Source organism: Micromonospora parva (genome assembly GCF_040649675.1).
Taxonomy (GTDB): Bacteria; Actinomycetota; Actinomycetes; order Mycobacteriales; family Micromonosporaceae; genus Micromonospora; species Micromonospora parva.
The window spans coordinates 91,842-111,682 of record NZ_JBEZFX010000005.1 but is presented as its reverse complement, the minus strand read 5'-3'; the positions used below and the strand labels follow the sequence as shown (position 1 = coordinate 111,682).

The window sequence follows — 19,841 nt, the reverse complement described above, 5'->3', positions numbered from 1 at the left end:
CAGTCGCGAATGAAGGGCGACTCTGATGACCGACGTAGCCAAGCAGACCGAGACCGTCACCCTCACCATCGACGGCGTCCAGGTCACCGCCCCCAAGGGGGCACTGCTGATCCGGGTCGCCGAGCAGATGGGCACCGAGATCCCCCGGTTCTGCGACCACCCGCTGCTGGCCCCGGCCGGCGCGTGCCGGCAGTGCCTGGTCGAGGTGGAGGGGCAGCGCAAGCCGGTCGCCTCCTGCACCCAGACCGTCGCCGACGGCATGGTGGTCCGCACCCAGATCACCTCCCCGGTGGCCAAGAAGGCGCAGGAGGGGGTGATGGAGCTGCTGCTGCTCAACCACCCGCTGGACTGCCCGATGTGCGACAAGGGTGGTGAGTGCCCGCTGCAGAACCAGGCCATGTCCACCGGCCGCACCGACTCGCGTTTCCACGAGCACAAGCGGGAGTACGAGAAGCCGATGGCGATCAGCAGCCAGGTGCTGCTGGACCGCGAGCGGTGCGTGCTCTGCCAGCGCTGCACCCGGTTCTCCGAGGAGATCGCCGGCGACAAGTTCATCGACCTGATGGGCCGGTCGTCCGCTGAGGAGATCAACATCTACCGGGACGACGCGTACGGCGTGGAGTCCGGGGAGGACAGCGGGGACGTCCCGTTCAACTCCTACTTCTCCGGCAACACCGTGCAGATCTGCCCAGTGGGCGCGTTGACCGGTGCCCAGTACCGGTTCCGCGCCCGCCCGTTCGACCTGGTCTCCAGCCCGAGCGTCTGCGAGCACTGCTCGGCCGGCTGCGGGCAGCGCACCGACTGGCGGCGCGGCAAGGTGCTGCGCCGGCTGGCCGGCGACGAGCCGGAGGTCAACGAGGAGTGGAACTGCGACAAGGGCCGGTGGGGCTTCCAGTACACCCGGGCCGCCGACCGGCTGACCACGCCGCTGGTCCGCGACGAGCAGACCGGTGAGCTGCGCGAGGCGTCCTGGAGCGAGGCGCTCACGGTCGCTGCCGAGGGGCTGCACACGGCTCGGGAGAGCGGGCAGGGCACCGCGGTGCTCACCGGCGGTCGGCTGACCGTCGAGGACGCGTACGCGTACGCCAAGTTCGCCCGGGTCGCGTTGAACACCAACGACATCGACTTCCGGGCCCGACCGGTCTCCCGCGAGGAGGCCGACTTCCTGGCCAGCTCGGTCGCCGGGGTCACCGACGTCACCTACACCGACGTGGAGAACGCGCCGGCGGTGGTGCTGGTCGGCCTGGAGCCCGAGGAGGAGTGCCCGATCCTCTTCCTGCGGCTGCGCAAGGCGTACCTGAAGAAGACCCTGACGGTGTACGCGCTGGCGCCCTTCGCCACGCGCGGCCTGGAGAAGCTCGGTGCCAAGCTGGCCCGGGTGGTGCCGGGCGAGGAGGCCAGCGTGCTCGCCGAGCACGCCACGGTCAGCGAGGCGCTGAGCGCCCCGGGCGCGATCCTGATCGTCGGCGAGCGGTTGGCCACCGTGCCGGGTGGGCTCTCCGCCGCGGCCGACGTGGCCCGGCGTACCGGCGCGAAGCTGGCCTGGGTGCCGCGGCGCGCTGGTGACCGCGGCGCGGTCGACGCGGGCTGCCTGCCCAACCTGCTGCCCGGTGGACGCCTGGTGACCGAACCGGCCGCTCGGGCCGAACTGGGTGAGGCGTGGGACATCCCGGCCGGGGTGATCCCCAGTCAGGCCGGCCGGGACACCGACGGCATCCTGAGCGCGGCGGCCAACGGGCAGCTCGGCGCGCTGGTCGTCGGCGGTGTCGACCCGGCCGACCTGGCCGACCCGCGACTGGCCGAGTCCGCCCTGGACGCGGTGCCGTTCCTGGTCAGCCTTGAGCTGCGCGCCAGCGCGGTGACCCGGCGGGCGAACGTGGTGCTGCCGGTCGCCCCGGTGGCCGAGAAGGCCGGCAGCTTCCTGGACTGGGAGGGTCGGCTGCGCCCGTTCGAGGCGGTCCTGAACACCACCGCGATGACCGACGGCCGGGTGCTCGACGCGCTGGCCGCGCTGCTCGACGTGCGCCTCGGCACCGCCGACGTGCTGAGCGTGCGCCGCGAGCTGGGCACGCTGCCGGCGACGCGGATGTCGCGGCCGGCCGCGCCGTCGGTCGCGCCGGGCCGGGTGCCGGAGCCGAAGGCCGGGGAAGCCGTGCTGGCCACCTGGCACCAGCTGGTGGACCTCGGCACCCTGACCGAGGGCGACGAGAACCTCGCCGGCACCGCCCGTCCGCCGGTGGTCCGGCTGGGTAAGGGCACCGCCGAGGCGCTCGGTGTGGTCGACGGTGACGCCGTCACTGTCGGCACCGACCGGGGGGCGCTGACCCTGCCCGCGGAACTCACCGAGATGCCGGACGGCGTGGTCTGGCTGCCGACCAACTCACCCGGCTCGACAGTGCGGCGCAGCCTCGGGGCGACGTCCGGCGCGGTCGTCCGGATCTCCGTCCCCGCACCGAGTACGGCCATTCCGGCCGGGCGCGTGGCGGCCGACGAGACCGGTCTCCCGGGTCCGCTCCTTAACTCCGGGGGTAACCAGTGACTCCGTCAATCCTCGCCCAGGACCCCACGCTGGCCGACTTCGGCCGGGATCCGTGGTGGCTGGTTCTCGGCAAGATTGTCTTCGCGTTCGCCTTCGGGCTGCTGGCCACCCTGCTCGGTGTCTGGTTCGAGCGGCGCGTCGTGGGTTACATGCAGGTGCGGCCCGGCCCCAACCAGGTCGGCCCGTTCGGCCTGCTGCAGACCCTCGCCGACGGTCTGAAGATGGCCTTCAAGGAGGACATCCTGCCGAAGGCGGCCGACAAGGTCGTGTACTTCTTCGCCCCGACCATCTCGGTGATCTGCGCGGTCACCGCGCTGTCGGTGGTGCCGTTCGGCCCGATGGTGAGCATCTTCGGTCACCACACCCCGTTGCAGGTCACCGATGTGCCGGTGGCGGTGCTGCTGCTGCTCGCCTGCTCCTCGATGGGCGTCTACGGCGTCGTCCTGGGTGGTTGGGCGTCCGGTTCGACGTACCCGCTGCTCGGTGGTCTCCGGTCGAGCGCCCAGATGATCTCCTACGAGGTCGCGATGGGGCTGAGCATCGTGGCGGTCTTCATGACCGCCGGCACGATGAGCACCAGCGGGATCGTCGCCGCTCAGGGGGACGGCACCGAGCTGACCATCTTCGGCCAGACGGTTCCGGCCCCGGGCTGGTACGCGATCCTGCTGCTGCCGAGCTTCATCATCTTCTTCATCGCCACAGTGGGTGAGACCAACCGGGCACCGTTCGACCTTCCCGAGGCCGAGTCCGAGCTGGTCGCCGGCTTCATGACCGAGTACAGCTCGCTGAAGTTCGCGCTCTTCATGCTCAGCGAGTACGTCGCGATGGTGACCATGTCCGCTGTCACCACGACGCTGTTCCTGGGCGGGTGGCGGGCACCCTGGCCGATCACCATCTGGGAGGGCGCCAACTCCGGTTGGTGGCCGATGCTCTGGTTCTTCGGCAAGGTGATCGCGCTGGTCTTCGTCTTCGTGTGGCTGCGGGGCACGCTGCCCCGGCTGCGGTACGACCAGTTCATGCGGCTCGGCTGGAAGGTGCTGCTGCCGATCAACCTGGTCTGGATCCTGGTCCTGTCGGGCCTGCGCTCCATCGAGGACTGGGACACCCGCGGCAAGATGATCGCCGTCGGTATTCCGGCCGGCATCCTGCTGATCGCCACGATCTTCTGGCCCAGCCGGCGTCCGAAGCCGAAGCCGACGACGCAGGAACAGGTCGACAACCGGCCGCACGGGAGCTTCCCGCTGCCGCCGATGGATCTTCAGGTACCACCGAGCCCGCGTATCACGCGCGTGGTCGCCGAGCGGGAGCCGGCCAACATCGTTGCCGGCTCGGACTCCAGGGAGGTGTGACGTGGGCGCGATCACCGGAACGTTCAAGGGATTCGGTGTCACCTTCTCGCACATGTTCAGGAAGGTCGTCACCACCGACTACCCGTTCAAGCCGCCGGTGTCGGCGCCGCGTTACCACGGGCGGCACATCCTCAACCGGCACCCGGACGGCCTGGAGAAGTGCATCGGCTGTGAGCTGTGCGCCTGGGCCTGCCCGGCGGACGCGATCTACGTCGAGGGTGGCGACAACACCGACGAGCAGCGCTTCTCGCCGGGTGAGCGGTACGCCAGCATCTACCAGATCAACTACGCCCGGTGCATCTTCTGCGGGTTGTGCATCGAGGCCTGCCCGACCCGGTCGCTGACCATGAGCAACGAGTACGAGCTGGCCCGGGACAACCGGCAGGACCTGATCTTCACCAAGGAGCAGTTGCTCGCGCCGTTGCTGGAGGGCATGGAGCAGCCGCCGCACCCGATGCGGCTGGGTGACAGCGAGAAGGACTACTACGTCGGCGCGCTGGACAACCCGGGCACCTCCGCCGGTGCGGAGACGTCACCGATGGGCCCCGGCCGCTACCAGGTCGAGGAGCACCCCGGCGTGACGTTCCCGGGCGCCGAGCAGGCCGCCCAGCGGGTCGCGGCCGGCAAGGGAGAGAACGCATGACCACGTCTACGGTGCTGGCCGCGGCGGGTGGGGTGTCCGGCGGCGAGGAGGTCACCTTCTGGATCCTCGGGCCGCTCGCACTGATCGGCGCGATCGGGATGGTGGCGGCCCGCAACGCGGTGCACTCCGCGCTCTGGCTGGTGCTCACCATGCTCTGCCTGGGCGTCTTCTACGTGCTCCAGGCCGGGCCGTTCATCGGCATGGTGCAGATCATCGTCTACACCGGCGCGATCATGATGCTCTTCCTCTTCGTGCTGATGCTTGTCGGCCGGGATTCCACCGACTCGCTGATCGAGACGTTGCGCGGCCAGCGGGTCGCCGCGATCGTGCTGGGGCTGGGCTTCGCCGGTCTGGTCGGCGGCGCGCTCTACCGGGCGCTGGAGGGCACCACGGCGGTCGGCCTGGAGCAGGCCAACGCGGAGGGCAACGTGCAGGGCATCGCCCGACTGCTCTTCACCAAGTACGTCTTCGCGTTCGAGCTGACCTCGGCGCTGCTGATCACCGCGGCGGTCGGCGCCATGGTGCTCGCGCACATCGAGCGCCGCAAGCAGGACAAGGTCGACCAGGTGTCGACGATGCGGGCGCGGTTCGCGCCGGGCAACTACCCCGGCCCGAAGCCCGGCCCCGGCGTCTTCGCGACCTCGTCCTCGGTGGCCACCCCGGCCCGACTGCCGGACGGCCGCCTCTCGGAGCGGAGCACGCCGGAGATCCTGCCGGTGCGGGAGCTGACCGCGCAGGAGACCACGCTGAAGGGGACAGACTCATGACGCCTGACTACTACCTGGTCCTCGCGGCGGTGCTGTTCACCATCGGTGCCGCCGGGGTGCTCGTCCGGCGCAACGCGCTCGTGCTGTTCATGTGCGTGGAGCTGATGCTCAACGCGGCCAACCTGACGCTGGTCACCTTCAGCCGGATCAACGGTGACCTCAACGGTCAGATCATGGCGTTCTTCGTGATGGTGGTGGCGGCGGCCGAGGTCGTGGTCGGGCTCGCGATCATCATGTCCATCTTCCGGACGCGACGCTCCGCGAGCGTCGACGACGCCAACCTGCTGAAGTACTAGAGGGGTCCACCGGTGGAAGAGACTGTGGAATACGCCCAGGCCACGGGGCTGCTCGGGGGCGTCTGGCTGCTGGTGGCGATCCCGCTGGTCAGCGCGGCCATCCTGCTGCTGCTCGGCCGCCGGGCCGACCGCTGGGGGCACTGGTTGGGCGTCGCTGCCATCGGCGCCGCGTTCGTGCTCGGCCTGAGCTTCTTCTTTCAGCTGCGTGGCCTGGAGAACAAGTCGGTCGAGCTGAGCCTCTGGGACTTCATCGCGGTCGGTGATCTGCGCGTCGACTTCGGCCTGCTGTTCGACCCGCTGGCCGCGGTCTTCGTACTGCTGATCACCGGGGTGGGTTTCCTGATCCACCTGTACGCGGTGGAGTACATGTCGCACGACGCGGGCCGTCGTCGGTTCTTCGCGTACTTCAACCTGTTCGTCGCGGCGATGCTGCTGCTGGTGCTCGGCAACAACTACGTGATGCTGTACTTCGGCTGGGAGGGCGTCGGTCTGGCGTCGTACCTGCTGATCTCCTTCTGGACCGAGCGGCCGAGCGCGGCCACCGCCGGCAAGAAGGCGTTCCTGATGAACCGGGTCGGCGACGCCGGCCTGGCCATCGGCATCTTCATCATGTTCGCCACCCTGGGCACCACCCAGTACGACGAGGTGTTCAACGGTGTCGGCGCGCTGACCGGCACCACAGTGCTGGTCCTCGGCCTGTTGCTGCTGCTCGGCGCGGCCGGTAAGTCCGGTCAGTTCCCGCTCCAGGCGTGGTTGCCGGACGCGATGGAGGGCCCGACCCCGGTGTCGGCGCTCATCCACGCCGCCACCATGGTCACCGCCGGTGTCTATCTGATCGCCCGGTCCAACCCGATCTTCTCCGCCAACTCGACGCTGCAACTCGTGGTGGTCAGCGTCGGCGCGCTCACCCTGCTGATCGGCTGCATCATCGGCGCGGCGAAGGACGACATCAAGCGGGTGCTCGCCTGGTCGACGGTGAGCCAGATCGGCTACATGTTCCTCGGTGTCGGTCTCGGCGGCGCGGCGTACGCGTTGGCCATCGTGCACCTGCTGGCGCACGGTTTCTTCAAGGCCAACATGTTCCTGGGCGCCGGCTCGGTCATGCACGGGATGAAGGACCAGGTCGACATCCGCCGCTTCGGTGGCCTGTCGAAGCACATGAAGATCACCTGGCTGACCTTCATGATGGGCTGGCTGGCCATCATCGGCATGTTCCCGTTCTCCGGCTTCTTCTCCAAGGAGCCGATCATCGTGGCCGCCTTCGAGCGGGACGACTGGACCGCCTGGCTCTTCGGAGGGGCGGCGCTGCTCGGCGCCGGGCTGACCGCGTTCTACATGACCCGGCTGTTCGTGCTCACCTTCCACGGCCCGCAGCGGTGGACCGAGGACATCGAGCACCCGCACGAGTCGCCGAAGCTGATGACCATCCCGCTGATCCTGCTGGCGGTCGGCTCGGTCGGTGCCGGCTTCCTGCTCTCCACGTCCGTTCCGGACTGGCTGACCCAGACCGCCGGGCTGGGCGGCGAACACGCCGAGCACGAGGCGGTCCTCTCGCACGCCGTGATCACCACGCTGTCGCTGCTGGTCACCGTGCTCGGCGCCGGGCTCGCCTGGTTCCTCTTCCGGGCCGGTACGGCCACCGCGCCGCAGCCGGCCGGGGTGCTGGTCACCGCCGCCCGGCGCAACCTCTACACCGACGCCGTCAACGAGGCGGTCTTCGAGAAGCCGGGCATCTTCCTCACCCGGGCGCTGGTGTACCTCGACAACCGGGGCGTCGACGGGCTCGTCAACGGGCTCGCCGCCGCGGTCGGCGGTGGCTCGGGTCGCCTCCGCCGGATGCAGACCGGCTTTGTCCGCTCGTACGCCACCTCGATCCTGGCCGGTGCGCTGCTGGTGATGGCGGCGTTCCTGGCGGTGCAGGCGGGGTGGTTGGCGTGATCGACCTCAATACGCCCGTCCCCGCCGGCGGACCACGCAGTGACGACGGAGGTAAGGCCGCATAATGTCCAACTTCCCGTTCCTCTCGGTGCTCACCGTGGCGCCGCTGGTGGGCGCCCTGGTGGTGGCCTTCCTGCCGCGCCACCGCCCGGAGCTGGCCAAGCAGGTGGCGTTCGCCTGGTCGCTGCTCGTGCTGGTGCTCTCGGTGGTGATGTGGGTCAGCTTCAACGCCGGCGGTGACCGGTTCCAGTTCCGCGAGTCGTACTCGTGGATTCCGAACTGGGGGGTCAGCTTCACCTTCGCCGCCGACGGCATCGCGTTGGTGATGCTGATGCTGATCGCGGTGCTGGTGCCGCTGGTGATCCTGGCGTCCTGGCACGACGCCGAGTCGTCGAAGCGGTCGGTGCCCGTCTACTTCGCGCTGCTGCTGGTCCTCGAGTGCACGATGATCGGCGTCTTCGCGGCCGCCGACGTCTTCCTGTTCTACGTGTTCTTCGAGGTCATGCTGGTGCCGATGTACTTCCTCATCGGCAGCTACGGCGGCCACCAGCGGCAGTACGCGGCGGTGAAGTTCTTCCTCTACTCGCTGGTCGGCGGTCTGTTCATGCTGGCCGCGGTGATCGGCCTGTGGGTGGTCGGCGGGAAGACCTTCGACTGGCAGGCGCTCTCGCAGGTCGACATCAGCACCGGCACCGAGCGGTGGCTGTTCCTCGGCTTCTTCCTCGCGTTCGCCATCAAGGCGCCGTTCTTCCCGTTCCACACCTGGCTGCCCGACGCCGGTGGGGCCGCCCCGGCGGGCGCGGCGGCGCTGCTCGTCGGGGTGCTGGACAAGGTCGGCACCTTCGGCATCCTGCGGTACTGCCTGCCGTTGTTCCCGGAGGCGTCGAAGTGGTTCGCCCCGTGGGCGCTGGCCCTGGGCGTGATCGGCATCGTCTACGCCGCGCTGCTGGCGGTCGGCCAGAACGACCTCAAGCGGCTGGTGTCGTACACCTCGATCGCGCACTTCGGCTTCATCGGGGTGGGCATCTTCGCCTTCACCACGCAGGCCGGCACCGGCGCGGTGCTCTACATGCTCAACCACGGCCTGGCCACCGGCCTGCTCTTCCTGGTGGTGGGCATGCTGATCGCCCGGCGCGGCTCGTCGTTGATCAGTGACTTCGGTGGCGCGGGCAAGCTGGTCCCGGTGCTCGCCGGGGTGCTGTTCTTCGCCGGTCTCGCCTCGCTGGCGTTGCCCGGCACCGCGCCGTTCATCTCCGAGTTCCTGGTGCTGATCGGCACGTTCACTGTGAACAAGCCGGTAGCGGTCATCGCGACGCTCGGCATCATCCTGGCCGCCGCGTACGTGCTGTGGATGGTGCAGCGCACCACCCAGGGCACGTTGAACCCGGCGCTGACCGAGGTCGACGGCATGCGCCGGGACCTCAACCTGCGCGAGAAGGTCGTGGTTGCCCCCCTGATCGCGCTGATCGTGCTGCTCGGCTTCTTCCCCAAGCCGGTCACTGACGTGATCAACCCGGCCGTCCAGGCGACCATGGACGACATCGGCAGAACCGACCCGGCGCCGTCCGTGGGCGGCACCGTCCAGGAGGCGGCTCGGTGAGCGCGAGGAGTGAGCTTGCGAGCCCCATCCGCCCGCGCGAGGAGAGAGCGAAGCGAGCCCCGCAGTCGCGGGCAGAGGCTTGCGCAGTCGCGAACGAAAGGTCGGCACTGTGACCGAGTTGAAACTGCCGTCGATCGAGTACGCGGCAATCGCTCCGATCCTGATCATGCTGGGCGCCGCGCTGTTCGGTGTGCTGGTCGAGGCCCTGGTGCCGCGGCGCTGGCGGCATCTGGTGCAGTTGACGTTGGCGCTGCTCGCGGTGCTCGCGGCACTGACCATGGTGGTCCTCAGCGCCGACGAGCGGATCATCACCGTCGGGCAGGCCCTCGCCATCGACGGGCCGACGCTCTTCCTCCAGGGCGCGATCCTGGTGCTGGCCGCCATGGCGCTGCTGCTGATCGGTGACCGCTCGGTCGAGCGGGGCGGGGCGTTCGTCGCCCAGGCCGCGGTGACCGCCGAGTCGGCCGACGACCGGCGGCAGGCCGAGGGGCGCAACGGTCTCACCGAGGTCTACCCGCTCACCACGTTCGCGATCGGCGGCATGCTGATCTTCGTGGCGGCGAACGACCTGCTGACCATGTTCATCGCGCTGGAGGTCTTCTCTCTGCCGCTCTACCTGCTCTGCGCGCTGGCCCGTCGCCGGCGTCTGCTGAGCCAGGAGGCGGCGATGAAGTACTTCCTGCTCGGCGCGTACGCCTCCGCGTTCTTCCTGTTCGGCGTGGCCCTGATCTACGGCTTCACCGCCGGCATCCCGGGCCGCTCGGCCGGCGTCGACTTCGCGACCATCCACGCGGCGGTGAGCGAGTCGCCGGCCAGCCCGGTGCTGCTCTTCGCCGGCATGGCGCTGCTCGCCATCGGTCTGCTCTTCAAGGCGGCGGCGGCCCCGTTCCACGTCTGGACCCCGGACGTCTACCAGGGTGCTCCGACCCCGGTCACCGGGTTCATGGCGGCCTGCACCAAGGTCGCCGCGTTCGGTGCGCTGCTGCGCGTCTTCCAGGTCGCGTTCGCCGACGCCAACTGGGACTTCACCCCGGTCCTCGGCGCGGTGGCGGTGCTGACCATGCTGGTCGGTGCGGTGCTCGCGGTCACCCAGACCGACATCAAGCGGCTGCTCGCGTACTCCTCGATCGCCAACGCCGGCTACCTGCTGGTCGGTGTGTTGGCGCCGAGCCGTGACGGGCTCGCCGGCACGATGTTCTACCTGGTCGCGTACGGCTTCTCGGTGTTGGCGGCGTTCGCCGTGGTGACGCTGGTCCGCGACGACGACGGCGAGGCCACCCACCTGTCCCGCTGGGCCGGGCTGGGCCGGCGGTCGCCGTTCTTCGCCGCGCTGTTCACGTTCATCCTGCTGGCCTTCGCCGGTATTCCGCTGACCAGCGGTTTCACCAGCAAGTTCGCCATCTTCGGGCCGGCGCTGGAGGGTGGCCAGGCCTGGCTGGTGATCGCCGGTGTGCTGACCAGCATGATCCTCGCGTTCCCGTACCTGCGGGTCGTGGTGATGATGTGGCTCTCCGAGCCGGGCGAGTCCACCCCGACCGTCACAGTGCCCGGTGGGCTCACCGCCGCCGCGTTGATGATCGGTGTGCTGGCGACCCTGGTGTTGGGTGTCGCCCCGGCGCCGCTGCTCGATCTGGCGACCGGAGCTGCCGAATTCGTTCGATAGCCGAAGGATCGATCACCGGGGGTCGGCGCGTGTTCACGTGCCGGCCCCCGGTGCGTATCCCCGGCCCGGAGCAGGTCGTACGGGTGTGGCATGGTTGATGGCGTGGTGAATCCGGCGGGCGAGCGTTCAGGTGCCTCCGGCTCCGGCGGTCGGCGGGGTCGGGCGAGCACGAGTCAGTTCGGCGCGCTTGGTCTCAATCTCGCCGATCCCCGTGTCGAGGCGTCCGTGGTGGGCCTGCTCGACACGGTCGAAGTCGAGTTGCGGGCCAGCGTGTCCAGCGCCGACCCGTTCGTCACGGAGGCTGCCCGGCACCTCGTGGAGGCCGGTGGGAAGCGTTTCCGGCCGTTGCTGGTGGCGCTCGGCGCGCAGTTCGGTGACCCGACCGGTGCGCAGGTGGTCCCGGCCGCCGTGGTGATGGAGCTCACTCACCTCGCCACCCTCTACCACGACGACGTGATGGACGAGGCCGCCGTGCGTCGGGGCGCGCCGAGTGCGAACTCCCGGTGGACCAACTCGGTCGCCATCCTGGTCGGTGACTACCTCTTCGCCCGTGCGGCGGACATCGCCGCCGATCTGGGCCCCGAGGCGGTCCGGTTGCAGGCGCGCACCTTCGCCCGGCTGGTGCACGGTCAGATCGCGGAGACCGTGGGGCCACGCCCCGACGACGACCCGGTGAGCCACTACCTGCACGTGATCGCGGAGAAGACCGGTTCGCTGATCGCCACGTCGGCCCGGTTCGGCGGCATGTTCGGTGGCGCCGCCCCCGAGCACGTGGAGGCCCTCGCCGGGTACGGCGAGACGATCGGCGTCGCCTTCCAGCTCTCCGACGACCTGCTGGACATCGCCTCCGAGTCGGTGCAGTCGGGCAAGACCCCCGGCACGGACCTGCGCGAGGGCGTCCCGACGTTGCCGGTGCTCTACGCCCGTGAAGCGGACGACTCCGACGCGTCGTCGGTGCGGCTGCGGGAGATCCTGGCGACCGGCCCGTTGACTGACGACGCGTTGCACGCCGAGGCGTTGGGGCTGCTGCGGGAGAGCCCGGCGCTCAAGCGGGCCCGGGAGACGGTGCGCAGCTACGCCGAGGAGGCCCGCGCGCAGCTCGCCCCGCTGCCGCACGGCCCCTCCCGCAGCGCGCTCGAGTCGCTCTGCGACTACATCGCCGACCGCACCAGCTGATCCCCGCCCCGCCCCGCTGCGGCGGCGACGCGGGTCAACAGTCGGCTGCCGGCGAGCATGAGAGCGGCGGCGAGGAGCATCGCCACGGCCGCGGTGGTCCACATCGCCGGGTAGCCGAGGTGCGCGGCGAGGGGGCCGAGGCTCAACGGGCCGAGGCAGCCGCCCGCGTACACCCCGGTCTGGGTGATCGAGGTGGCGGCGGCCGGTGACTGCGGGTGCAGCCGGACCACCGCGAAGTTCATCAGGCCGGGCCAGGCCCAGCCCAGGCCGAAGCCGAGCACCACACCGACGACCAGCGGCACCGAGCCGGTCACCGCGAGCAGGCCCAGCCCGACCGCGCCGACCAGCAGCATCGCGGCGATGAGGGCGACGTGGCCGGTGTCGCGACGGTCGGCCAACCAGCCGGCGCCCACCCGGGCCGCCACGCAGACCGCGCTGCCCAGGGTCAGAGTGAGGCCGGCGAGACCCGGCGACAGGCCCCGGGCGGCGGCGGAGTCGACCAGGAAGGTGCCCAGCGCGTTGGCCGCGCCCGACGCCAACGTCGCCGCCGCGCCGATCACCACCAGCGCCACCGTCGCCCGAGCAGCGCGCGTCGCGCCGGCTCGCCGGGCCGGGCCGGGCAGCTGCCGGGGTACGGCGGCAAGCGTGGTCAGCGCGGCCACGGCGGCGGCCACGAACGCCCAGCGCCAGCCGGCGGTGAGCGCGATGGTGGGTACCGCCGCCCCGGCCAGCAGGGTGGAGACCGGGATGGCGGCCTGCTTGACCCCGAACGACAGCCCCTGCCGTCGCGCCGGCACGTGCTGGGCGAGCGCGGTGTTGCTGGCCAGTTGGCCCAGCGCGTTTGCGGCGGCGCTGAGCGCCAGCAGGCCGACCAGCACCGGGTACGACCGGGCGAAGGCGGCCACGGCCAGCATCGACCCGGCGGCCAGCAGGATGCCGCTGCGGGCCACCACTGCCGGTCCGTACCGCTCGACGAGGCGGCCGGAGGGCACCGAGGCCAGCGCGCTGACCCCGAAGTAGACGGAGACGGCCAGGCCCAGGCCGGCCGGCGAGAAGCCGAGGTCGGTGCCCATCTGCACGGCGAGACCGCCGAGCAGGAAGACGGGGAGTACGCAGGCCACGGTGGTGGCGACTGCGCCGGCGCTGGCCCGGACCGGATGGGGTCGGGCGAGCGCCGGATCGGGGGTGTTGGCGGTGTTGGTCATCGTTGGGCAAACCTACGTGAGCCCCGCTCAGCGCACTCCTGGTGACCGGCGGGGCACTAGCTGTGGATGGTGATCTGGCATCCTCGACCCGAACAGGCATTTCGCACCGGGCCTGTTTTTCATATGGTGTAAGTCCCCGGCGGCGGAGGTGGTTGTGCGCGACCCCTTGGCAGAACCTTCGGACCTGATTCGCAGCGTGTCCCGAGCGCTACGGGTGCTGGAGTCGGTCGGTCGCGCCCCGAAGGGCCTGACCGTCAAGCAGATCGCCCGGCGCTGTGAGCTGACCGTGGCCACCACGTACCACCTGGTCCGCACCCTCGCCTACGAGGGCTACGTGATCCGTCGCGAGGACGGCACGTACATCGTGGGGTTGGAGGTGGCCGACCGGTACCGGGAGCTTGTCACCGCGTTCCGGGGCCCACCGGCGGTCGGTGAGACGCTGCGGCGGGCCGCCCTGGACACCGGCTACAGCCACTACCTCGGTCGGTTCGTCGGCGGCCAGGTGGCCCTCACCGCGGTCGCCGAGGGGCACCGCTCGCCCTACCTGGAGGACCTGGTCCCCGGCTTCGACGAGGGGGCGCACGCCACAGCCCTCGGCAAGTCGTTGCTCGCCACCCTCACGAGCGACCAGCGCTACCGCTATCTGCGTGAGTACGGCATGCGCCCGTTCACCACCGCCACGCTGACCACCCCCGAGAGTTTCGAGGCCGACCTGGCCGCCGGTGACCGGCGCGGCATGCAGCTGGAGATGGGGCAGTTCCGGCAGGGGGTGGCCTGCGCCGCGGTGCTCGTCGCGCCGGACAAGGACATGGAACGCCGCGTCGTGCTGGCCTGCGCGTTGCCAGCCAGCGAGATGATGACCTCCGCCCGGGTGGTACGCGCCAAGCTGCTCACCGTGGCCCGCAGCGTGGCCGACGGCATCGCCTCCGACAACTGACCGCCGAGAGGCCCTCTCCCCGGTTGGGAGAGGGCCTCTCGGGGCGGTCCAGCGCCGGACCGCCGGGAACAACGTCATCGGCCTCTCGGCCGCGGTTACGACCTCAGCTGCCCACCGGGCCGCCGTCGAGGCGCCAGGTGACCACCACGCCCGGCTTGGCGTAGTCACCGTCCGGCCAGTTCGAGGCCGGGTTCTCCACCGAAGCCCCGCTGATCTCGCCCGGGTGCTGCACCGCGACGAAGAGCGAACGGTTGTCGCCGGTGATGAACGGGCCGCAGGTCTCCGCGCCGAGCGGCACGGTCAGGAACTGCTTGAGGTGACCCCGCTGCGGACCCTCCACAGCGGTGGCGAACAGGCCGTCGTTGCTGCCCAGCGCGTTGCCGTCGGTGGAGATCCAGAGGTTGCCGGTGGCGTCGAAGGCGACGTTGTCCGGGCAGGAGATCGCTGACACCTGGGCCTTGTCGTACCCGGCGAAGAAGGTCGACGGGTCGGTCGGGTCGCCGCAGACGATCGGCAGCGACCAGGCGAAGGTCTCCGCGGCGTTGTCGTTGCGGTCCTCGACCAGCTCCAGGATCTGCCCGTGCTTGTTGGCGGTGCGCGGGTTGGCCTCGTCCGCCTTCGGGTTGCTGCCGACGCCGCGGTTGGTGTTGTTGGTCAGCGCCACGTACACCTTGCCGGTGAGCAGGCTCGGCTCGACGTCCTCGGGGCGGTCCATCTTGGTCGCGCCGACCTTGTCACCGGCGAGCCGGGTGAAGGTGAGCACGTCCGCGGCGGTCATCCCGTCGACGAACGAGCGGTTGCCGCTGACCAGCTTGATCCAGCGACCCCGGCCGTTGAAGGCGCCGTCGGTGGGGAGCCTGCCCGAGCCGTCGATCTCGGCGGCGCTGCTCTGGTCGAGCTTCGCCACGTAGAGCGTGCCGGACTCCAGCAGGGTCAGGTTGTGCTTGCGGGCAGCCCAGGAGTTGCCCTTCATGAACTTCTTGTCCGAGACGAACTTGTAGAGGTAGTCGAACCGCTCGTCGTCGCCCATGTACGCGACCACGTGGCCGTCCTTCGCGACGATCACGTTGGCGCCCTCGTGCTTGAACCGGCCCAGCGCGGTGTGCTTGCGCGGGCGGCTCTCCGGGTCGAACGGGTCGATCTCGACGACCCAGCCGAAGCGGTGTGCCTCGTTGGGGTGCTTCGCCAGGTCGAAGCGCTCGTCCGCGCGCTCCCACCTGCGGCTGCCGCTGGGGTAGCGGCTGGCGGTGCCGATGCCGTAGCGGTCCAGCTTCGGCTTCAGCTCGGCCGGGGCCGCGTCGGCGCCCACGAAGTACTGGTTGAAGTTCTCCTCGCCGGAGAGCACGGTGCCCCAGGGGGTCACCCCACCGGCGCAGTTGTTCAACGTGCCGACGACGGTACGACCCTTCGGGTCGGCGGCGGTCTTCAACCAGGCCGAGCCGGCGGCCGGGCCGGTGAGGTCGAACTTGGTGCTCAGCGCGGTGACCCGCCGGTTGTAGGGCCGGGGGCCCTTGCTGACCGGCTGCCACTGCCCGGTGCCCGCGACCCGTTCGAGCTCCACCACTGACATGCCGTGCGCGGCCATGGCGGTGCGCAGCTGCTCCACGGAGAGGCCGTCCAGGCCGGGGAAGCCCGGGAACATCAGGTCCTCGTTGGTGTACTCGTGGTTGACCACGAGCAGCGCCCGCCGGCCCTGCTTGTCCAGCGGCAGCACACCCACGAAGTCGTTGTTGTAACCGAACTGCTTGGACTGTGCGGCGGCGCTCTGGTGGTGCAGGTTGAACTCCGGTGCGCCCGGCAGCACCGGGTCACCCCACTTGATCACCACGGCGTGGTCGTAGCCGTTCGGCACGACGAGGGTGTCCAACTTGTTCGGTGGGATCGGCTTGAAGGTCAGCGCTCCGCTGCCGACCCCGGTGCTCGGACGGCCGAAACCGAAGGCCTCCGGGACGTCCGGGGTGGTGGCCGGTGCGGCCACGGCCGGGGCCGCACCGGCGAGCGCACCGGCCGCCGCGCCGCCGAAACCGAGCACCAGCGCGCCCACCGCGCCGGCCCGGACCACGCCACGCCGGGACATCTCGGCGTTCACCACGTCGCCGAAGTACGCGTTGTCGGAGGTGTTCGGCACCGGGTGGTCGCAGGCGTTTCCGCACCGGTAGAGACAGGTCATGGCGTCACGGGTGCCATGGCGGGCGCCGGTCAACAGGGGGAGCAGCCGGGGGCGGTCGCTCATGGGGGAGGCCTCCAGAGGAGTCGGTGGCACGACAGGCGGCGTACCAGCCGGACGCTAGGAGGACGTGGTGAGCGCACGTCGGCCACGGTGTGAACCGGGCATGAACACCTTCGTGGGCGGCAACCACCCCGCAACCGGCCTGACCTCGGGCTGAACCGATCGGCGTGACCGCACGTATTCCCAGGCGGACGCCACCGCCGCACGCGCGCCGGAAGCGAGGAGACCGCCATCAGCGACCACGACGCCCAACTGCTGCGCGCGCTGCACGACGAGCACGCGGAGGCGCTGTACGCCCACGCCCTGCGGCTGGTCAACGGGGACCGGCAGCGGGCCGAGGACCTGGTCCAGGAGACGCTGCTGCGGGCCTGGCGACATCCGGAGTCACTCGACCCGAGACGCGGATCGGTGCGGTCCTGGCTGTTCACCACCGCCCGCAACCTGGCCATCGACGCCTGGCGGCGGCGGTCCACCCGGGTCGGCGAGGTGTTCACCGACGACCTGCCCGAACCGCCCGAGGTGATCGACGAGGCCGAACGGGCGGTGGAGGCGTGGACCGTCGCCGAGGCGCTGAACCGGCTCAGCCCGACCCACCGGGAAGTGCTGGTCGAGTGCTTCTACCAGGGGCGGTCGGTAGCCGAGGCGGCATCCCGCCTGGGCGTGCCGCCGGGGACCGTGAAATCCCGCACCCACTACGCGCTGCGGTCTCTACGGTTGGTCCTTGCCGAGATGGGGGTGACGGGATGACCCGGTGCGAGTTCGCGTACGACGACGGCGCGTACGTGCTGGGTGCCCTGGCCCCTGCCGAGCGGGCGGCCTACGAGCGGCACCTCGGCGGCTGCGCCTCGTGTCGGGAGGCGGTCGCCGAGATCGCCGTGCTGCCCGGGTTGCTCGGACGCCTCGACCCGGCGGGGCTGGAGCAGATCCTGCCGCCGCCGGCACCGCCCAGGGTGCCCGCGCTGCTCGCCGAGGCCCGCCAGCGCCGACGTCGGGAACGCTCCGCGGACCGGCGACGGTACGCGCTGACCACACTGGCCGCCGCCGGGCTGGCGCTGCTGGTCGGCGTGGGCACCGCAATGGCGCTGCCTCGACCGGCCGGGCCGCCCGGGGCGCAGGGCACCCCGGCCCCGCAGGTGTCGATGGTGGCCATGCGACCGGTGGCCGCCGCCGGGCCGGTGCACGCCGACCTCGGGCTCACCGGCACCAAGTGGGGTACCGAGGTGACCATGCGCTGCGGGTACGACGCGCGGACGAGCTACGGCAAGGCGTACCCGTTCCGGCTCGTGGCGCGCGGACCGAACGGCGCCACCGAGCAGATCGGCTCCTGGCTGGCGGCCCCCGGTGACGATCTCAGCTTCACCGGTGCCACCAGGTTCACCGACGCCGAGCTGGTCAGCGTGGAACTGCAGAGAGCCGACGGCACGCCGATCCTCACCTACGCCGTCCCCTGACCCTGCGCGCGGTCCTCCGCGATCTTGCACTTTCTGCACTCTCATAAGGGGCATGGAAGGCATATCGACGACCGAAACTGCAAGATCGCGGGGGTCGGGGGTGGGATTACGGGGTGGGGACGGGTTCCAGGATCCGGGCCTGGGCCCGGGTGCGGCGGGAGTTGCGGACCGCGTCGGCGGTGAAGACGATCAGGGCCAGCCAGACCAGCGCGAAGCCGGCCAGACGGGCCGGCGGCATCGGCTCGTGGAAGATCAGCACACCGCAGCCGAGCTGAAGGATCGGCGCCAGGTACTGGATCATGCCGAGGCCGCTCAGGGGTAGCCGGTTGGCCGCCCCGGCGAACATGAGCAGCGGAATCGCCGTGGCCGCGCCGGCCAGCACCAGCAGCGCGGTGTGCCCGGCGGAGACGTGCCCGAAGGTGAGGTCGGCCTTCGCCGTCAGCCACCCCAGGTAGCCCAGCGCCGGCAACGCCAGCACCGCCGACTCGACGAAGAGCCCCTCGGCCGCCGGCAGCCCCAGCCGCTTCTTGACCAGGCCGTAGCCGGCGAAGCTGAACGCCAGGGTCAGTGCCAGCCAGGGCAGCCGACCGTAGTCAACGGTGAGCACCGCGACCGCCGACGCGCCGATCCCGAGCGCCACCCACTGCGTCGGGCGTAGCCGCTCCCGCAGCACCGTCACCCCGAGCAGCACCACGACCAGCGGGTTGATGAAGTAACCGAGCGCGGTCTCCACCACCCGGTCGGAGTTCACCCCGTAGATGTAGGTGCCCCAGTTGACAGCGATCAGCGCGGCGGCGGCCACGATCCCCGCCATCGCCCAGGGGCGGCGCAGCAGCGCCCGCAGGAAGCCGACGTTGCGCAGCGCCGCCAGCAGCAGGGCCACGAAGACCACCGACCAGACGATCCGGTGGGCCAGGATCTCCAGCGGGCCGGCGGGTCGCAGCAGCTTCAGGTAGAGCGGAAAGAAACCCCAGAGCAGGTACGCGCCGAGGCCGTAGAGGTATCCCAGGCGGAGTGGTGTCACGCTTCCACCGTAAGGGGCGTAGTGCTGCTTTGTTCCTTTCCGGTGATCGGGGTCACCGGCGGTCGCCGGTCGAGCTGCATCCACCGCTGCGGGTTGTCCAGCGGCGTGAAGCCAACCCCCGCGTACACCTGGTGCGCGTCGTTGGTGCAGAGCAGGATCCGGCGTACGCCCAGCTCGGCCAGGTGGTCGCGGACCGCACCGGCCAGCCACCCGCCCAACCCCCGACCTCGGGCGGCCCGGTCGACGTACACGTCGCAGAGCCAGGCGAAGGTGGCACCGTCCGTGACGACCCGGGCCACCGCCACCTGGCGGCCGTCCTCCGGACGGTAGATGCCGAACGGCAGTGAGCCGGCGAACGACCGTTCAATGGTCTCCCGGTCCCGCCCGAGCGCCCAGTACGCGTCGGTGGACAACCAGTGGTGCACCAGGTCCAGATCGATCCGCGCCGGATCGGTGCTGAGCAGGTGTCCGTCGGCGTAGGTCAGTGAGAACATGCCGCGACGCTAACCGCCGGGATGGGCACCCGGGCCGGCCAATTCCCGAACTCTGGTCAGCGGCCCGCCGGGGCCCCGGACCAGGTCGGGGCCCCGGCAAGCCGGGTCGGTGCTGGCTGGTCGCCGGTCAGTCCCGGTCGAGGACGGCGCCGAGGATCCAGGTCACGATGCTCACGAAGAGGGCGCCGAGCACCGCCGCCGGCCAGAAACCGTCCACTTCGAACGGCAGCCCGGCCTGGTCGGCGATCCAGCTGGTGAGCAGGAACAGCAGGCCGTTCACCACCAGGGCGATGAGACCCAGGGTCAGCAGGTAGAAGCCGCAGCCGACGGTCTTGATGATCGGCTGGAGAACAGCGTTGACCACACCGAAGATCACCGCCACCAGAAGCAGCGTGGTCACCGTCTCGGTGGCCGAGTTCGAATCCAGGGAGATGCCCGGAATGAGGAGCGTGGCGAGCCAGAAAGCCAGAGCTGTGCTGGCCAGCCGAATCAGCAGACCTTTCAGAAAACCCATGGCGGGGATCGTGCC

The 19,841-nt window shown here is 70.5% G+C and carries 17 protein-coding genes; 12 read left to right on the top strand and 5 right to left on the bottom strand.

Annotated elements, in window-relative coordinates; translation table 11 throughout:
- Positions 1-25 precede the first annotated feature (25 nt).
- The 9 genes from AB0C03_RS14260 to AB0C03_RS14220 all read left to right on the top strand — a co-directional run bounded on the left by AB0C03_RS14260 (position 26) and on the right by AB0C03_RS14220 (position 11,971).
- Positions 26-2,539 carry an NADH-quinone oxidoreductase subunit G gene (locus AB0C03_RS14260; protein WP_030334135.1) on the top strand — a complete coding sequence of 838 codons (2,514 nt, stop codon included), beginning with the start codon at positions 26-28 and terminating at the stop codon, positions 2,537-2,539.
- Positions 2,536-3,888 (top strand): NADH-quinone oxidoreductase subunit NuoH, encoded by a 1,353-nt coding sequence (gene nuoH / locus AB0C03_RS14255; RefSeq protein ID WP_030334136.1) that lies wholly within the window; start codon positions 2,536-2,538, stop codon positions 3,886-3,888. Before AB0C03_RS14260 ends, nuoH begins: the two co-directional genes overlap by 4 nt.
- Position 3,889: 1 nt before the next feature.
- On the top strand, positions 3,890-4,531 hold the full coding sequence (gene nuoI / locus AB0C03_RS14250; protein WP_030334137.1) for an NADH-quinone oxidoreductase subunit NuoI: 642 nt from the start codon (positions 3,890-3,892) through the stop codon (positions 4,529-4,531).
- Complete coding sequence (locus AB0C03_RS14245) at positions 4,528-5,298, top strand: NADH-quinone oxidoreductase subunit J (RefSeq protein WP_357636968.1); 771 nt, start codon at positions 4,528-4,530, stop codon at positions 5,296-5,298. Before nuoI ends, AB0C03_RS14245 begins: the two co-directional genes overlap by 4 nt.
- Positions 5,295-5,594 (top strand): NADH-quinone oxidoreductase subunit NuoK, encoded by a 300-nt coding sequence (gene nuoK, locus AB0C03_RS14240; RefSeq protein ID WP_030334139.1) that lies wholly within the window; start codon positions 5,295-5,297, stop codon positions 5,592-5,594. Before AB0C03_RS14245 ends, nuoK begins: the two co-directional genes overlap by 4 nt.
- Before the next feature lie 12 nt (positions 5,595-5,606).
- Positions 5,607-7,532, top strand: a complete 1,926-nt coding sequence (gene nuoL / locus AB0C03_RS14235) for an NADH-quinone oxidoreductase subunit L (protein ID WP_030334141.1) — start codon at positions 5,607-5,609, stop codon at positions 7,530-7,532.
- A 64-nt stretch (positions 7,533-7,596) separates the two neighbouring features.
- Positions 7,597-9,132: an NADH-quinone oxidoreductase subunit M gene (locus tag AB0C03_RS14230; RefSeq protein WP_030334143.1), complete on the top strand. Its 1,536-nt coding sequence runs from the start codon at positions 7,597-7,599 to the stop codon at positions 9,130-9,132.
- 109 nt (positions 9,133-9,241) lie between these two features.
- A complete protein-coding gene (gene nuoN / locus AB0C03_RS14225) occupies positions 9,242-10,795 on the top strand; it encodes an NADH-quinone oxidoreductase subunit NuoN (protein WP_030334145.1) in 1,554 nt (517 codons plus the stop codon).
- 90 nt (positions 10,796-10,885) lie between these two features.
- On the top strand, positions 10,886-11,971 hold the full coding sequence (locus tag AB0C03_RS14220) for a polyprenyl synthetase family protein (protein WP_030334147.1): 1,086 nt from the start codon (positions 10,886-10,888) through the stop codon (positions 11,969-11,971).
- On the opposite strand, the gene AB0C03_RS14215 is transcribed toward AB0C03_RS14220, so the two are convergent.
- Positions 11,947-13,176, bottom strand: coding sequence for an MFS transporter (locus tag AB0C03_RS14215; protein ID WP_210864996.1), 1,230 nt, complete (start codon positions 13,174-13,176; stop codon positions 11,947-11,949). The genes AB0C03_RS14220 and AB0C03_RS14215 overlap by 25 nt on opposite strands.
- Positions 13,177-13,330: 154 nt before the next feature.
- Here AB0C03_RS14215 and AB0C03_RS14210 point away from each other — a divergent pair, with 154 nt between their 5' ends.
- Positions 13,331-14,113 (top strand): IclR family transcriptional regulator, encoded by a 783-nt coding sequence (locus tag AB0C03_RS14210; protein ID WP_030334152.1) that lies wholly within the window; start codon positions 13,331-13,333, stop codon positions 14,111-14,113.
- A gap of 103 nt (positions 14,114-14,216) precedes the next feature.
- On the opposite strand, the gene AB0C03_RS14205 is transcribed toward AB0C03_RS14210, so the two are convergent.
- The gene (locus AB0C03_RS14205) at positions 14,217-16,346 is read right to left on the bottom strand and encodes a PhoX family protein (RefSeq protein ID WP_357636961.1); all 2,130 of its coding nucleotides are present in this window, start codon (positions 16,344-16,346) and stop codon (positions 14,217-14,219) included.
- Between the two features lie 249 nt (positions 16,347-16,595).
- Between AB0C03_RS14205 and AB0C03_RS14200 the strand changes: the two genes are divergently transcribed.
- Entirely contained in the window at positions 16,596-17,090 is a 495-nt protein-coding gene (locus AB0C03_RS14200; protein ID WP_030334158.1) for a sigma-70 family RNA polymerase sigma factor, read from the top strand.
- On the top strand, positions 17,087-17,794 hold the full coding sequence (locus tag AB0C03_RS14195; protein ID WP_030334160.1) for an anti-sigma factor family protein: 708 nt from the start codon (positions 17,087-17,089) through the stop codon (positions 17,792-17,794). The genes AB0C03_RS14200 and AB0C03_RS14195 overlap by 4 nt, the downstream gene beginning before the upstream one ends.
- A gap of 106 nt (positions 17,795-17,900) precedes the next feature.
- Here the strand turns inward: AB0C03_RS14195 and rarD are convergent, their stop codons facing one another.
- From rarD to AB0C03_RS14180, 3 genes are all read right to left on the bottom strand, one after another.
- Entirely contained in the window at positions 17,901-18,818 is a 918-nt protein-coding gene (rarD, locus tag AB0C03_RS14190) for an EamA family transporter RarD (protein WP_030334162.1), read from the bottom strand.
- Entirely contained in the window at positions 18,815-19,312 is a 498-nt protein-coding gene (locus AB0C03_RS14185) for a GNAT family N-acetyltransferase (RefSeq protein ID WP_357636957.1), read from the bottom strand. The genes rarD and AB0C03_RS14185 overlap by 4 nt, the downstream gene beginning before the upstream one ends.
- 127 nt (positions 19,313-19,439) lie before the next feature.
- Complete coding sequence (locus tag AB0C03_RS14180; RefSeq protein WP_030334166.1) at positions 19,440-19,826, bottom strand: phage holin family protein; 387 nt, start codon at positions 19,824-19,826, stop codon at positions 19,440-19,442.
- Between the last annotated feature and the right edge of the window lie 15 nt (positions 19,827-19,841).